Below are 14,345 nucleotides of genomic sequence, written 5' to 3' on the forward strand. Positions count from 1 at the left end.
TCAGGCTTCCTTTCGCGCGGTCGAGCCGGCGGGCTCGAGATCAGCAGGGCCCGCGGCGCGCGGTGCCGGGGCGTCGTCCAGCAGGGCGGCGATGGCGTCCGGGCTCAGCCGACGCAGCGCGAGCGCTCGACCGGCGGCCCCGCGCCGGGCCAGCTCGACGGGATCGGCGATCAGGGCGTCCACCGCCTCCACCAGCTCGGCGGCACCGACCGTCCCCTCGCCCACGGTGCGCACCTCGGCCTCGCCGAACAGGTGCACCGCCCCGCGGGTGTCGTCGGTGACCACCGCGCAGCCGTGCGCCATCGCGGCGATCAGCGGCCCGCTCACGGCGTACCGGGCGGTCGGCGACCCGCCGGCGCCCCAGCCGTCGTGCCGCCAGCGCACCACCACGGCGGCCCGGGCGAACGCGGCGCGCACCCCGGCCTCGTCGGTGAAGCCCAGCAGCCGCACCCGGTCGTCGTCACCCGCCGCCGCGCGGATCTCGGCCTCGGTCCCCGCCGAGCACGCACCGACCGCCAGCGTCCAGCCCGCTGGCCAACCGGCGGCGGCGCGGACCAGGGGCAGCACGTCGGCGGCCTCGGCCACGTAGCCGGGCACCAGCACCTCGCGGCGGTCCGTGACCGGGGTGCGCACGTCCGCCGGGGCGGCCACGTGCGGCACGTCCTGCACGGTGCGGTCCAGCCGGTGCACCCGCTCCAGCGCCCGCGCGCCCTCCGGCGACAGGCACAGCACCTTCTCCGCCCGGCGCAGCAGGTCGCGCTCGGCGGCCCGACCCAGCGAGGCGGACAGCGCGGCGGCGAGGCGGCGGCCGCCCCGACGGTCCAGCGCCCGGGTGAAGAACGCCCCGCCGGACAGCTCGGGCACGTCGTGCACCATCAGCCAGACCCGGCGCCCGCGGCGGGCCAGCCACCAGGCCGCCCAGAACTCGGCGAGCCCCCGCCCGGCCTGCTCGACCAGCACCACCTCGGAGGCGGGACGGCGCAGCAGCCGGCGGGTCAGCCGCACGGCCAGCGCGGCGGACTGCGAGGCGGCGGGATCGGCGGGCAGCCGCTCGACGTCCACCCGGTCCGGCGCGGTCAGCGCGGCGAGCACCGCGCCGAAGGCGTCCGCGTAGGCGGCCACCCCGCTCGGGCTCGGCGGCAGGCGCGTCACGTGCACCACCCGCTCCACGGTCATCGACGACCGACCAGGCGGCGCACGCCGTCCCGGGCGGAGACCACCGCGCGCTGCGCCCCCTCGACCGCACCCAGCAGGCGGGTGCTGCGCCGGGGCAGGTCCTGGGCGAGGGTGCCGGTGCGCTCGGCCGTGACCAGCGAGCCGCTGAGCTGGCCGAAGGTGTGCAGGGCCGCGACGGCGAACCCGGCACGACCGTCCCGCCATGCTCCGCTGAACACGGTGGTGCGCGCGAGCTCGCGCAGCAGGGCCACCGGGTCGTCGATCCGGGCGAAGCGATCGGGGTTGTTGGCCGCGTAGCGCAGGATCTTCTCCGTGGTCTGGTCGATCGTGCGGAAGTTCAGGTGCGCGATCGGCGGCACCTGCTCCGGGGCGTCGATCCCCCGGCCGTCCAGCACCGGCGGCACGTGGGCGAGGGCGGGCTCGGCGTAGCGCACCCGGCCCCGGCGCAGCAGGGCGAACTTGGCGCTGCCCTGCAACGAGTGCGCGAGCATCCGGCCGAAGGCGGCGTTGTCGTAGCGCAGCCGCACCGCCACCACGTCGTCGGGGCCGCCGTCGGCGGGCGCGTCCAGCACCGGGCGCAGGGTGCCCAGGTAGCCGGCGGGCAGGTGCTCGTCGGCGTCGACGAACAGCACCCAGTCGCTGGTGGCGGCGTCCAGCCCGCGCTGCCGGACCTCCTCGACCACCGGCGCGTCCGGCACGGGCACCACGCGGGCGCCGTGGGCCTGCGCGACGGCGGCGGTGTCGTCGGTGGACGCCATGTCGCACACCACGACCTCGTCGAAGCCGGCCAGCAGCGGCAGGCAGTCGCGCAGCAGATCGGCCTCGTCACGGGAGTAGACGACGGCGGTCACCGTGCTCGGGGGGGTCATGCTGCCGAGGGTAGATCGGCCGTCCGGGGCATCGGCACCGCTCACAGGGTGAATTGGGACGAATCCACCCATATGACGCATCTCGGACGGCTAGCCTCGCAGGCACGCCCGGGACCGCCCGGACCCGCCGGAGAGGACCGTCAGATGAGCCACGTCGTCGTCGTGGGGACCGGGATCGTCGGGCTCGCCGTCGCCGCGCGGCTGGCCGCCCGGGGCAACCAGGTGACCGTCCTGGACAAGGAGGACGGCCTGGCCCGGCACCAGACCGGCCGCAACTCCGGCGTGATGCACTCCGGCCTGTACTACGCCCCCGGCAGCCTCAAGGCGACCATGGCCACCGCCGGCGCCCGCTCGATGACCGCCTACGCCCGCGAGCGCGGGGTGGCCGTCGAGACCTGCGGCAAGCTGGTCGTCGCCACCGACCCCGAGGAGATCCCCGGGCTGGAGAAGCTGGCCGAGCGCGCCGTCGCCAACGGGGTGCCGGTGCACCGGCTGGACGCCGCCGGCGCCCGCGAGCACGAGCCCCACGTCCGCGCCCTCGCCGCCCTGCGCGTCGAGACCACCGGCATCGTCGACTACCCCGGCGTCTGCCGGGCGCTCGCCGAGGACATCCGTGCCGCCGGCGGGCAGATCCTGCTCGGCGAGGAGCTGGTCGCCGCCCGCACCGTGGCCGACGCCCCGGGCACCCGCGGACGGGTCGAGATCCGCACCACCCGCGCGGACCGCGAGGCCGACGCCCTGGTGGTCTGCGCCGGCCTGCACGCCGACCGGGTCGCCCGTGCGTGCGGGCTGGAGCCCGAGGCGCGGATCGTGCCGTTCCGCGGCGAGTACTTCGAGCTCACCCCCGAGGCGGGCGCGCTGGTCAATGGCCTGATCTACCCGGTGCCGGACCCCCGCTTCCCGTTCCTCGGCGTGCACCTGACCCGCGGCGTGGAGGGCCACGTGCACGCCGGCCCGAACGCAGTGCTGGCGCTGGCCCGCGAGGGCTACACCTGGCACGACGTCTCCCCGCGCGACCTCGCCGACAGCCTGGCCTGGCCCGGGCTCTGGCGGCTGGCCGCGCGCAACTGGGCGCCGGGCGCCGCCGAGGTCGGACGCTCGATGTCCCGGCACGCCTTCGCCCGCAGCCTGGCGCGACTGGTGCCGGGGATCACCGCCGGCGACCTGGTGCCCGCCCCCGCCGGGGTGCGCGCGCAGGCGCTGCGCCGCGACGGCGGGCTGGTGGACGACTTCCTGGTGCAGGCCGCGGGGCGGCAGGTGCACGTGCTCAACGCCCCCTCGCCGGCGGCCACCGCCTCGCTGGAGATCGCGAAGCACATCGTGGAGCGGCTGGACGCGGCGGTGCCGGTCGCGGCGTGAGACGCGCGGAGAGGCATCGCGGCGTGAGCGCCGCGCGGTGGGGCGCGGCGGCGTGAGTGACGGGCCCGGGGCACGTGCCGACCAGACTCCGGACGCGCACCAGGGGCATTGGTCCCGGGATCACCCGATCGGCGCTGCCACGATCGGGTGACCGCCGCACGTCCCGCACGATCCCGCTGGTCACGTCGTCGTGACCGACAGCCAAGGAGTCCTCGATGCGCGTCCACGCCCTGCTCGCCACCCTCGGCCTCGTCGCCGCCACCGCCGCCGTCACCGTCGGGTCGGCCCCGACGACCGCCTCGGCCGACACCGCCTGCTCGAGCTCGCTCATCACGATCAACGCCGGCCCGGGCGCGGAGCCGCCGACGACCGCGTCGGGCCACCGGCACAACACCGGGAACCACTACGTCAGCGGGATCGCCGGCGGGCGCTGGTTCTGGAACGCGGACAACAACGGCGGGTGGGACGGCGACACCGCCGACACCTACTTCGGCTCGCGCCGCTGCTCGTGAGGTGTCCCCGCACGCTGTCGGCGATGGCGGTCGGCGCTCTGCTCGTGGGCTGTGCCCCGCAGGTGCCGGCGGCCTCGCCGATCGGGGTGTCCGACCCGGACCAGATCACCCTGGTGGCGATCGGTGAGGTCGCCGTCGGCGACTGCCTCGCGAGCACCGTGACCTCCGACGACCGGGCGGCCACGGCCCCGTGCGACGAGCCCGGCGCGATCCCCGTGCACACGGTCTCGACGGTCGGGCAGGACGCCCCGGCGCAGCGCCCGGCGGAGCCGGTGGTGAACGGGTACGCGCTCGCCGCCTGCTCCCCGACGACCGAGGCATTCGCCGCTGAGCACCAGCGCCCGACCACGGGCCTGCTCGAGATCGCGGTCGTGCCGGACGTCACCTGGGCAGGACCGGACACCCCCGTGCTCTGCTCGGTGCTGGAGAACGGGTGACCGTCGCCCGGTTCGACGAGGTGACCGTCGCACGGCACGGGCGCACGATCGTCGACCGCGCCACCTTCGAGGTGCAGCCCGGCACCGTGCACGCGCTGCTCGGGCACAACGGGGCGGGCAAGACGACCCTGCTGCGCGCACTGTGCGGCATGGTTCCGCTCGCCGGTGGACGGATCGTCGCCGACAGGACCCCGGCGGTCTTGTTCGCGCACACCCGACTCCCCGGCGACCTCGCTGTGGCCGACCTGCTCGAGCACCGGAGCCGGCAGTGCGGGCGGACTCGCCTGGAGGCCGCCGACATCGCGGCACGCACCGGGGTGGCCCGGTTCGCCGAAGTGCGCGCGGCGCGGCTGTCCACAGGCATGGCCCAGCGGGCCGGACTCGCGCTCGCCCTGCTCGCCGGCAGCGACCTGCTGGTGCTGGACGAACCGACCACCGGGCTGGACCCGCAGGGCGTCACCTCGCTGCTGGACCTGATCAGGTCGCTGCGCGATGAAGGACGCACCGTGATGATCTGCTCGCACGACCTGTCGCGACTGGAACTCGTCTGCGACGACATCACCTGCCTGCGCGGCGGCCGAGTGACCGCGACCGGCAGCATCGCGGCCCTGAGCGACGGCTTGCCGGCTTCCGGCCAGCTGCTGCGCACCAGCGACGACGGGCGGGCCGCGCGACTGCTCGTGGCGGACGGCGTCGCGGCCCGGCGCACTCCGCGCGGTGTCCGCGTCCCCGCGGGGACCGATCTCTCGAGGGCGATCGCCACGATCGGGCCGGTGCACGAGGTCACAGCCGAGGCGGGCCTGTTCGACCGTGTCTACGACCGGTATGCCGGAGCACCCGAGGCCGAGCGGTCCAGACGCCCCACGAGACGACGCAGCGAACGGAGACGCGCAGCAGCACTCCGGGACGTCCGGTCGTGAGGGGCACGACGATCGACCTGACCGCGCGACGCCGCGTCTTCCTGGCGGTGCTGGTGCTGGCCTTGCTGGTGGCGGTGGCCCTCCCGACGGCGCGGGCGCTCACCTCGTCCACCGACGTGGCCGGTGCAGTGGCCGCAGCCGAGACAGACGCCGCGATGATCACCGCCTCCGGGATGCCCGCGACGACGGCGCAGCTGTACGCGGAGCCGCGCTATCTGATCGCCTCGCAGGGCCCGCTCGACCTGGCGGGTGCTTCCATCGCCCTGGCGCTGCTCGCACTGGTGGGGGGCGCCGCCCTGACCGGCGGAGACTGGCGCACCGGCGCGGTCACCTCGCTGGTCCCGGACTGGCGACGGCGCGCCCGGCCCCTGGTCTCCTCGGTGCTGGCCTGGGTGGCGCTGGCCTCTGCACTGGCGGTGACGGTGCTGGCCACGACGGCGTGCGGCCTGCTGCTCGCCGCACACCTGCGCGGGTCGATCACGGGCCTCGACATGGCGACGCTGGCACTGGTGGCGGGACGAGGCACTCTCGTCGCCGGGGTCGCGGCGTCCGTCGGTGCGGGCCTGGGCACCGCCTTGAGGACCGATGTGCTCGTCGTCGTCGCGGTGCTGGTCGAGGTGCTCGCCGCCGAGCTGCTGGCACCCTCCCTCGCTCCGGGGTGGCAGACGCCGGGCGCGCGGCTGGTCGCCTTCCTCCTCTCACCGACCGGAGAGGGCCGGCTCCCGGAGTGCGACACCCCTGTCTGCGCCGCCCCGATCGTCTCCGGCGCGGGCTCGCCGGCCGGGTTCGCCGTGCTGATCGGGGTCGCGGTCACCGCGATCGCCCTGGCGGGCTGGGCCGCACGACGACCGGTCTGGCGATGACCGCCTGCGCGGCGCTCCCGGCCGCTCAGGCCGCCAGACCGCGCAGCACCACCGGTCGCACGACGACCGGCGCCGGGGCCTCCACCCGCCCGAAGGCGTAGCCGAGCCCCCAGGCGAGGTCCCAGCACCAGGCGGCGAGCTCGCCCCGGGACCGCACCCGGAGCAGCGCGGCCCCGCTGGTGAGCGCGCGGTGCACGGCCCGGCCGGCACCGAGGTGGTGGTGCTCGACGCCACCTGAGGCCGCCGCGCCGTCGTCGGCCCCGTCGGGCACCCCGGCCGTCGTCAGCCCGGCCACCGCCGCCAGACCCGCCTGCTGGTCGCGGTACCGCAGCGCGAGCCAGCGCTCGCCGGTGCCATAGTCGTAGCCCTGCCGGGCAGAGGCGCGCAGGCCGCCGCGCAGCCGCACGTGCACCACGGCGGCGGGCAGATGCACCAGCGGGACGCCGGCGAGCTGCACCCGCCAGCACAGGTCGGTGTCCTCCAGGTAGAGCGCGCCGGGGTCGAAGCCGCCGACGGCACGGAACACCTCGGTGCGCAGGCCCATGTTGCCGGCGCCCGCGTGCCGCAGGCCGGGCAGGTGCGCGGACTCCTGGAGCCCGTCCTGCTGCGGCAGCACCCGGGAGCGCAGCGCGGCGTCGTCGTTGAGGCGCCGGCCCTCGAAGGCCCCGGCGACGAAGGCGTGCTCGCGCAGGGCGTCGTGCATCGCGGCGAGCCAGCCCTCGGCCACCACGTCGTCGGCGTCGCAGAACGCGACGGCGGGGGCGCGGGCCACGGTGACGCCGACGTTGCGTGCCGCACCGGCACCACGCCGGGCGGAGGCGTCGACCACCCGCACGGGCAGCCGTTCGGCGTAGGAACGGGCGAGCGCCACGGTGCCGTCGGTGGAGCCGTTGTCCGCGACGACGACCTCCCACCGGAACGGCACCCGCTGGGCGGCGAGGGCGTCGAGCTGCTGGCCCAGGGTGGCCTCGGCCTGGTAGGCGGCGATGACGACGCTGAGCTCGACCGGCTCGGGGGCGACGGTGACCAGCACGTCGTGCAGGTTGGTCATGACATCAGCTCCCGGATCAGCGCGCGCACCCGCGGGCGGGTGGCGATCAGGTCGCCGGTGGTGGTGAAGCTCCAGCCCTCGGCGGCCAGGCCGTCGATCAGCCGGGCCGAGACGGCGGCGCGGTCGAAGCGCGGCAGGCTCTCACCGGGGCCGAGGGTCTCGGGGTCGGCGCGGGTGTCGTGCAGCAGCAGGATCCCGCCGGGGTGCACCACGTGCCGGGCGCGGTCGGCCACCACCTCGGCGGGGTCGTCCACCCAGTCGTGCGCCCAGCCGGACCAGATCACCACGTCGAGCCCGAGCCGGCGCCAGCCGCGCAGCGCGCCGACAGTGTGCGCGCCGTAGGGCGGGCGGAACAGCCGGACCGGCACCCCGGCGGCGGCCTCGACCCGGCGGCGCGCGTCGGCGACCACCGCCACCGCCTCGGCGTCGGGCAGGGTGGTGAGCCGGGTGTGGTCGGCGCCGTGCAGGGCGATCTCGTGCCCCTCGGCGACGATCCGGCGGACCAGCTCGGGGTGGGCGTCGGCGGCGTCGGCCAGCACGAAGAAGGTGGCGCGCACGCCGCGGTCGGCCAGCAGGTCGAGCAGCCCGGGCGTGTGCGCGGGGTCGGGGCCGTCGTCGTAGGTGAGCGAGAGCACCCGGTCCGGGGTGTCCGCGCAGAAGGTGACGGTGAGCGGGCGGAGCAGCGGCCCGGCGAGGGTGAGCGCGGTGCGGCGGCGCAGCGGGCGCGGGGCCGGGTCGCCGAAGTCGCCGAGGTCGCGCCGCAGCACGACCACCTCTCGCGGGGTCCTGCTGGTCACGCTGGTCCTCGTCCCGTGCTCGATCATCGTTCGCGGCTGCATCGGCTCCCCCTGCCCGCACCGAGGGACGCCCGACGGCCCTCGCCGCGGTCAGTGTGCCCGCTCCACCCCGTCCGAAGTGTCCGATTTGCGGCTTTTCACCCACGCATCACCCGGTGACTCGTCCGGTCGGGTGACAGGCAGCCCTCACATCAGGCCCAGCGCCACCAGCACCGAGTCCGCCACCCGGGCCGCGAGCGCCACCAGCGTGAGCGTCGGGTTCGCGAAGCCGCCGGTCGGGAAGGTCGAGGTGGAGGCCACGTAGAGGTTCTCCAGCCCGTGCACCCGGCACTCCGGGTCGACCACGCCGAGGGCCGGCGCCTCGCTCATCCGGGTGGTGCCGAGGTAGTGGTTGGTCGACGAGCCGAGCACCACGGGATCGATCGAGCCGCCCGCCGTCGCCGGCAGCAGCACGCCCAGACCGGCCCGCCGCACGGCCTGCGCGGTCAGCGCGTGCGCCCGGGCGGCACCGGCGGCGTCGGCCGCGCTCCACTCCCAGTCGATCGCCAGCCGGGGCATGCCGAAGGCGTCGGTCTGGCCGGCGAGCCGCACCCGGTTGCCGTCGTGCGGCAGCTGCTCGGCCTGGTGCAGCACGCGCAGGTGGTCGAAGTGCAGCGAGGGCCGCCGATAGGTGGACCAGCCGCCGTGCCCGACATAGGTGGAGCGCCGGCCGCCGGAGTGCCAGGCGCGGGCGAGCACCGCGTCCGCGCGGGACACCGCGCCCCACACGTCGCCGAGGCTCGGCACCCGGTGGCAGCGCAGCGCGTCGCGCACCGCCACCGCAGCCCGTCGGGCCTCCTGCGCGCGCCGGTCGGCCGGGTCGTCCTCGCGCTGGCTGCGGTGCCGAGGGAAGAACATCGTCGACAGCTGGGGCACCGGCTCGGCGCGCAGGGTGTCGTCGGACAGCCGCAGGTGGCCCATCACCGGCACGTCGTCCACCCGGCGCAGGTCGTAGAGCGCCATCGCGTCCAGCACGGCCGGGTCCTCGGGCACCAGCACGCCGCCGTCCAGCAGCGGGTGGTCCATGAAGTGACCGCCCAGATGCTCCTCCGCACGCCCGCCGGAGGCCCGGTCCAGCCCGCGCGCCACCCCGGGCGAGGCGAGCAGCAGCTGGGTCGTGGCGAGCCCGCCGCCGGCGACGACCACCACCGGCGCCCGGAACAGCACCTCGCGACCGGGCACCGAGGCGGCGCGCACCTCGGTCACGCGGCGGGAGCCGGGATCGGTGCGCAGCTCGAGCGCGTAGGCGTGGTGGTAGAGCGTGCAGCCCGGGTCGGCGGCGACCTCGGCCACGTGCTGCTCGGAGAAGGTCGTGCGGTCGGCGAACTGGAACACGTCGGTGCGCAGCACGTCGTCCACCGGCAGCCGCGACGCACCGGGCCGCTCCCAGAGCGCGCCGTCGTAGCCGGTCTCGGGCAGGCCGAACTCCCGCTGCGCCCGGCGGTAGGCGGGCGCGAGGTCGGCGGCGGTCAGCGGCCAGCCGGTGCCGGGCAGCCCGGCGCGCGGCTCCAGGTCGGAGTCGGCCAACGGCACCAGGCGCAGCCCGCGCCGGCCGTCGCCGATCTGCACGCTCCACAGGTTCGCGTTGCCGCCGACCTGCCGGGTGCCGCTGAGGTGCGCGACGGTGCCGAACCGCAGGCCGTCCGTCGCGGCGGCCATCGCACCGTCCGCCTCCGCGTCGGCCCCGATCCCGCCGCTCTCGATCAGCGCCACGTCCAGACCGGCGGCCAGCAGACCGCGGGCCACCGTGAGCCCGGCGGGCCCCGAGCCGATGACCACCGCGTCGGCGGTGCGCACCGCGTCGGGCGGGAGCGTCCGGGAGTCGATCAGCACGGCACCCTCCCGACACGTCACCGCGGGGCGACCCGCCCCACAGCGGGTCAGTGTGCACCCGGGACGTCACGATCGAGTGTCCGGTTTGCCCTGGTTCACCCGTGTGGCCGCAGCCGCTCTCACCCTCCGCCATCTGGGCGATATGTCCGACTTTCACCCCTTCATGCCTGTTTGGTCCGATTCGTCCGGGTTAGCCTCGGGACTGGCCGCGAGGACGACCGGCCGCCACACCCCACATCCCGCACCCGTGCCAGGAGGAGCCATGACCACCACAGCACCGGCCGACATCCCGGTGGTGATCCTGTGCGGCGGCATGGGGACCCGGCTGCGCGAGGCGAGCGAGAAGCTGCCCAAGCCGCTGGTCGACATCGGCGGCCGCCCGATCCTCTGGCACATCATGAAGACGTACTCCGAGCACGGCTTCCGGCGCTTCGTGCTGGCCCTCGGGTACAAGAGCGACCTGATCAAGCAGTACTTCCTCGACTACCGACACCTGACCTCGGACTTCACGCTGCACCTCGGCGGGACGGGTGACGACGCCGAGCCGGTGTTCCACAACGCGGCCGGCGGCGAGGACTGGGAGATCACCTTCGTCGAGACCGGGCTGACCACCGCCACCGCCGCGCGCATCCGCCGGGTGGCAGACCACCTGGACGCCCCGCGCTTCGCGCTCACCTACGGCGACGGCATCGGCGACGTGGACATCACCGGCGCGCTGCGCCACCACGAGGAGCACGGCCTGCTCGGCACGCTGACCGGCGTGCACCCGTCCAGCCGCTACGGCGAGATGCGGGTCGAGGGCGACTCCGTCGTCGAGTTCAACGAGAAGCCCACGCTGGCCGACGGCTGGGTCAACGGCGGGTTCTTCATGTTCGAGCGGGAGTTCGTGGAGAAGTACCTGGACGACGACCCCGCGGTGATGCTGGAGAGCACCCCGCTGCAACAGCTCGCCCGCGACCGCCAGCTGTCCGTCTTCGAGCACGAGGGCTTCTGGATGGGCATGGACACGTTCCGCGACTGGACCGAGCTCAACGGACTGTGGGACGCCGGACGCGCCCCGTGGAAGATCTGGGAGGACTGAACCCGTGCGCATCCTGGTCACCGGCACCGAGGGCTACCTCGGCAGCCTGCTCGCCCCCACCCTGCTGGGGCGCGGCGACGACGTCGTCGGGCTCGACACCGGCTACTACAAGAACGGCTGGCTCTACAACGGCGTGCACGAGACGCCGCGCACCCTGGTCAAGGACATCCGGCACGTCACCCCGGACGACCTGGCCGGCTTCGACGCCGTGGTGCACATGGCCGAGCTGTCCAACGACCCGATCGGCGACCGGATCGGCGACGTCACCTACGAGATCAACCACCACGGATCGGTGCACCTGGCGGACGCCGCCAAGCGTGCCGGGGTGAGCCGGTTCGTCTACATGTCCTCGTGCAGCGTCTACGGCGTGGCCGAGGGCACCGTCGACGAGACCAGCCCCACGGATCCGCAGACCGCCTACGCGCGGTGCAAGGCGCTGGTGGAGCGGGACGTCACGGCGCTGGCCGACGACGAGTTCAGCCCGACCTTCCTGCGCAACGCCACCGCCTTCGGCGCCTCCCCGCGCCAGCGCTTCGACATCGTGCTGAACAACCTGGCCGGCCTGGCGTGGACCACGCACCGGATCGCGATGACCTCCGACGGCACCCCGTGGCGGCCGCTGGTGCACGGGCTGGACATCGCCAAGGCGATCCGCGCGGTGCTGGACGCCCCGCGCGAGGCCGTGCACGCCCAGGTGCTCAACGTCGGCGCGGACTCGAACAACTACACGGTCCGGGAGATCGCCGAGACCGTGGGCGCCGAGTTCCCCGGCTGCGAGGTGTCCTTCGGCGAGCCGAGCGCGGACAACCGCTCCTACCGGGTGTCCTTCGCCAAGATCCGCGAGGTGCTGCCTGGCTTCGACACCGACTGGGACGCCGCCGCCGGCGCCGCCCAGCTGCACCGGGTGTTCGAGCAGATCGCGATGGACACCGAGACGTTCACCGGGCGCGGCCACACCCGCCTGGCGCAGATCGAGCACCTGCTCAAGACCGGTCAGGTGGACCCGCAGCTGTTCTGGACGGTGAACCCGTGAAGTACACCCCCACCGCCGTGGACGGCGTGATGATCGTGGACCTGGAGCCGCGCGGCGACGACCGCGGGTTCTTCTCCCGGACCTTCGACGTCGCCGAGTTCGAGGCGCACGGACTGGACACCGCCGTCGTGCAGTGCAACCTGTCGTTCAACCACCGCGCCGGCACCCTGCGCGGGCTGCACCGCCAGGTGCCGCCCTACGCCGAGGGCAAGCTGGTGCGCTGCACCGCCGGGGCGATCGTGGACGTGGCCGTGGACGTGCGCCCCGACTCGCCCACCTACGGCGAGCACGTGATGGTCGAGCTGTCCGCGGCCAACCGGCGCGCGCTGTTCATCCCGCCCTACGTCGCGCACGGCTACCAGACGCTCACCGACGACGCCGAGGTGACCTACCAGGTCAGCGGCCCCTACGCCCCTCAGGGCGAGCAGGGCTTCCGCTACGACGACGCCGCCTTCGGGATCGTCTGGCCGGTGCCGGTCACGGCGATCTCCGAGAAGGACGCCTCCTGGCCGCTGGTCTCCGCGTCCGCCGAGGTGACCCGATGATCGTCGTCGACTCGCTGCTCAAGGCGCGGCAGGCCGACGGCAAGCCGATCCGGGTGGCCCTGGTCGGCTCCGGGTTCATGGGCCGCGGGCTGGTCAACCAGATCGTCAACTCCGTTCCCGGCATGGAGGTGGTCGCGATCGTCGCCCGCCGCCCCGAGCAGGCCGTCCGCGCGTACACCGAGGCCGGTCTGTCCGGCGTGATCGAGGTCGGCTCCCCCGCCGCGCTGTCCCGCGCCGCCGCCTCCGGCACCCCGGCGATCACCTCCGACCATCGGGTCGCCGTCGCCAGCGACGCCGTGGACGTGGTGGTCGACGTGACCGGCGCGGTCGAGTACGGCGCCCGCGTCGCCCTGGACTGCTTCGAGCACGGCAAGCACCTGGTGCTGATGAACGCCGAGGTCGACGCCACCGTCGGCGCCGAGCTGGCGCGCCTGGCCGACAAGGCCGGCGTCGTCTACACCGGCTGCGACGGCGACCAGCCCGGCGTGCAGATGAACCTGTTCCGCTTCGTCACCGGCCTCGGGCTGACGCCGCTGGTCGCCGGCAACATCAAGGGCCTCCAGGACGAGTACCGCACCCCCACCACGCAGAAGGCCTTCGCCGAGCGCTGGGGGCAGGACCCGCACATGGTCACCTCCTTCGCCGACGGCACCAAGGTCAGCGTCGAGCAGGCGCTGGTCGCCAACGCCACCGGCATGTCCGTGCACCGGCGCGGCATGCTCGGCCGCGACCACGACGGCCACGTGGACGAGCTCACCGAGCGCTACGACGTCGACGAGCTGCGCGCCCTCGGCGGTGCGGTGGACTACGTCGTCGGCGCCCGCCCCGGCCCCGGCGTCTACGTGCTCGCCACCCACGACGACCCCAAGCAGCGGCACTACCTCGAGCTCTACAAGCTCGGCACCGGGCCGCTCTACTCGTTCTACCAGCCGTACCACCTGTGCCACTTCGAGGTGCCGACCACGATCGCCCGCGCCGCCCTGCTCGGCGACGCCACGATCCGCCCGCTCGGCGGCCCCACCGTCGAGGTGGTCACCACCGCCAAGACCGACCTGCCCGCCGGCACCGTGCTCGACGCGCTGGGCGGCTACCACTACTACGGGCAGGCCGAGAAGGCGTCGGTCACCCGCACCGAGCGGCTGCTGCCGGTCGGCGTCGCCGAGGGCTGCACCCTGGTCCGCGACGTGCCGAAGGACACCACCCTCACCTACGACGACGTGCTGCTCCCGCCGGGGCGGCTGGTCGACGAGCTGCGCGAGCGGCAGGCAGCGCTGTAACCAGCAGGACGGCGGGCGGCAGGCCCGCCGGCACACGCCCTGCGGGGCCGGGCAGCAGGGAGGCCACCGTGCCCGGACCCGACGCGCGCGCCATCGCGTTCTACCTGCCGCAGTTCCACCCCGTCCCGGAGAACGACACGTGGTGGGGCCCCGGCTTCACCGAGTGGCGCAACGTCGCCCGCGCCGGCCGCTGTTCCGCGGGCACGTGCAGCCGCACCTGCCCGGCGCCCTCGGCTTCTCCGACCTGCGGCTCCCCGAGGTCCGGCACAACGCCTCCTCCACCCGGTCGGCGGTCCCGTCGGCGTCGGCGTCGGCCCAGGTGCGCCGGTCCACCAGACCGGTTCCGGTGAACGCCACCGGGACGCTCGGCACCGCGACCGTCGAGCGGCCCGTCGCCAGCGTCGCCAGCACGTGCGCAGCAGCGGGCGGGGCGTCGGTCCGGCCGGCTCCCGCACCCGCGGCCAGCGCCGCGCCGGCGAGCACCAGCGCGACACCGACGACCAGCGTCGTCCTCGCGATGCGCGTCCGAGGCGCGGCCGCGCGCGTCCGGGGC

At 75.0% G+C, this 14,345-nt stretch carries 15 protein-coding genes; 10 read left to right on the forward strand and 5 right to left on the reverse strand.

The window, feature by feature from the left end; all coding sequences use genetic code 11:
- Both ACZ5HG_RS15040 and ACZ5HG_RS15045 read right to left on the reverse strand, forming a co-directional pair.
- Positions 1–1,161, reverse strand: a complete 1,161-nt coding sequence (locus tag ACZ5HG_RS15040; RefSeq protein ID WP_464177721.1) for a glycosyltransferase family protein — start codon at positions 1,159–1,161, stop codon at positions 1–3.
- An 11-nt stretch (positions 1,162–1,172) separates the two neighbouring features.
- Entirely contained in the window at positions 1,173–2,045 is an 873-nt protein-coding gene (locus ACZ5HG_RS15045; RefSeq protein WP_464177723.1) for a glycosyltransferase, read from the reverse strand.
- 144 nt (positions 2,046–2,189) lie between these two features.
- Between ACZ5HG_RS15045 and lhgO the strand changes: the two genes are divergently transcribed.
- The 5 genes from lhgO to ACZ5HG_RS15070 all read left to right on the forward strand — a co-directional run bounded on the left by lhgO (position 2,190) and on the right by ACZ5HG_RS15070 (position 6,136).
- A complete protein-coding gene (lhgO, locus tag ACZ5HG_RS15050; protein ID WP_464177726.1) occupies positions 2,190–3,404 on the forward strand; it encodes an L-2-hydroxyglutarate oxidase in 1,215 nt (404 codons plus the stop codon).
- Between the two features lie 215 nt (positions 3,405–3,619).
- Entirely contained in the window at positions 3,620–3,916 is a 297-nt protein-coding gene (locus ACZ5HG_RS15055) for a hypothetical protein (protein WP_464177728.1), read from the forward strand.
- A gap of 23 nt (positions 3,917–3,939) precedes the next feature.
- Positions 3,940–4,353 carry a hypothetical protein gene (locus ACZ5HG_RS15060; RefSeq protein WP_464177730.1) on the forward strand — a complete coding sequence of 138 codons (414 nt, stop codon included), beginning with the start codon at positions 3,940–3,942 and terminating at the stop codon, positions 4,351–4,353.
- Positions 4,354–4,373: 20 nt separating this feature from the next.
- Positions 4,374–5,273, forward strand: a complete 900-nt coding sequence (locus tag ACZ5HG_RS15065) for an ATP-binding cassette domain-containing protein (protein ID WP_464182180.1) — start codon at positions 4,374–4,376, stop codon at positions 5,271–5,273.
- Positions 5,270–6,136 carry a hypothetical protein gene (locus tag ACZ5HG_RS15070; RefSeq protein ID WP_464177732.1) on the forward strand — a complete coding sequence of 289 codons (867 nt, stop codon included), beginning with the start codon at positions 5,270–5,272 and terminating at the stop codon, positions 6,134–6,136. Before ACZ5HG_RS15065 ends, ACZ5HG_RS15070 begins: the two co-directional genes overlap by 4 nt.
- Before the next feature lie 25 nt (positions 6,137–6,161).
- Here ACZ5HG_RS15070 and ACZ5HG_RS15075 read toward each other — a convergent pair whose 3' ends face one another.
- From ACZ5HG_RS15075 to ACZ5HG_RS15085, 3 genes are all read right to left on the reverse strand, one after another.
- Entirely contained in the window at positions 6,162–7,187 is a 1,026-nt protein-coding gene (locus ACZ5HG_RS15075; protein WP_464177734.1) for a glycosyltransferase family 2 protein, read from the reverse strand.
- Complete coding sequence (locus ACZ5HG_RS15080) at positions 7,184–7,984, reverse strand: polysaccharide deacetylase family protein (protein ID WP_464177736.1); 801 nt, start codon at positions 7,982–7,984, stop codon at positions 7,184–7,186. Before ACZ5HG_RS15080 ends, ACZ5HG_RS15075 begins: the two co-directional genes overlap by 4 nt.
- A gap of 186 nt (positions 7,985–8,170) precedes the next feature.
- Positions 8,171–9,856 carry an FAD-dependent oxidoreductase gene (locus tag ACZ5HG_RS15085; RefSeq protein ID WP_464177738.1) on the reverse strand — a complete coding sequence of 562 codons (1,686 nt, stop codon included), beginning with the start codon at positions 9,854–9,856 and terminating at the stop codon, positions 8,171–8,173.
- 262 nt (positions 9,857–10,118) lie between these two features.
- Here ACZ5HG_RS15085 and ACZ5HG_RS15090 point away from each other — a divergent pair, with 262 nt between their 5' ends.
- From ACZ5HG_RS15090 to ACZ5HG_RS15110, 5 genes are all read left to right on the forward strand, one after another.
- Positions 10,119–10,937: a glucose-1-phosphate cytidylyltransferase gene (locus ACZ5HG_RS15090; RefSeq protein WP_464177740.1), complete on the forward strand. Its 819-nt coding sequence runs from the start codon at positions 10,119–10,121 to the stop codon at positions 10,935–10,937.
- A 4-nt stretch (positions 10,938–10,941) separates the two neighbouring features.
- Positions 10,942–11,970: an NAD-dependent epimerase/dehydratase family protein gene (locus tag ACZ5HG_RS15095; protein ID WP_464177741.1), complete on the forward strand. Its 1,029-nt coding sequence runs from the start codon at positions 10,942–10,944 to the stop codon at positions 11,968–11,970.
- Complete coding sequence (rfbC, locus tag ACZ5HG_RS15100; RefSeq protein ID WP_464177743.1) at positions 11,967–12,515, forward strand: dTDP-4-dehydrorhamnose 3,5-epimerase; 549 nt, start codon at positions 11,967–11,969, stop codon at positions 12,513–12,515. Before ACZ5HG_RS15095 ends, rfbC begins: the two co-directional genes overlap by 4 nt.
- Positions 12,512–13,792: an NAD(P)H-dependent oxidoreductase gene (locus ACZ5HG_RS15105; protein ID WP_464177745.1), complete on the forward strand. Its 1,281-nt coding sequence runs from the start codon at positions 12,512–12,514 to the stop codon at positions 13,790–13,792. Before rfbC ends, ACZ5HG_RS15105 begins: the two co-directional genes overlap by 4 nt.
- Positions 13,793–13,860: 68 nt before the next feature.
- Positions 13,861–14,142 (forward strand): glycoside hydrolase family 99-like domain-containing protein, encoded by a 282-nt coding sequence (locus ACZ5HG_RS15110; protein ID WP_464177747.1) that lies wholly within the window; start codon positions 13,861–13,863, stop codon positions 14,140–14,142.
- Positions 14,143–14,345: the final 203 nt, after the last annotated feature.

Source organism: Cellulomonas sp. GTC20042 (assembly GCF_055389595.1).

What these genes read in the sequence shown, in the direction of transcription:
- ACZ5HG_RS15045 (WP_464177723.1), bottom strand. Translation starts at nt 2,045, where the DNA reads ATGACCCCCCCGAGCACGGTGACCGCCGTCGTCTACTCCCGTGACGAG.
- lhgO (WP_464177726.1), top strand. Translation starts at nt 2,190, where the DNA reads ATGAGCCACGTCGTCGTCGTGGGGACCGGGATCGTCGGGCTCGCCGTC.
- ACZ5HG_RS15055 (WP_464177728.1), top strand. Translation starts at nt 3,620, where the DNA reads ATGCGCGTCCACGCCCTGCTCGCCACCCTCGGCCTCGTCGCCGCCACC.
- ACZ5HG_RS15060 (WP_464177730.1), top strand. Translation starts at nt 3,940, where the DNA reads ATGGCGGTCGGCGCTCTGCTCGTGGGCTGTGCCCCGCAGGTGCCGGCG.
- ACZ5HG_RS15075 (WP_464177734.1), bottom strand. Translation starts at nt 7,187, where the DNA reads ATGACCAACCTGCACGACGTGCTGGTCACCGTCGCCCCCGAGCCGGTC.
- ACZ5HG_RS15090 (WP_464177740.1), top strand. Translation starts at nt 10,119, where the DNA reads ATGACCACCACAGCACCGGCCGACATCCCGGTGGTGATCCTGTGCGGC.
- ACZ5HG_RS15105 (WP_464177745.1), top strand. Translation starts at nt 12,512, where the DNA reads ATGATCGTCGTCGACTCGCTGCTCAAGGCGCGGCAGGCCGACGGCAAG.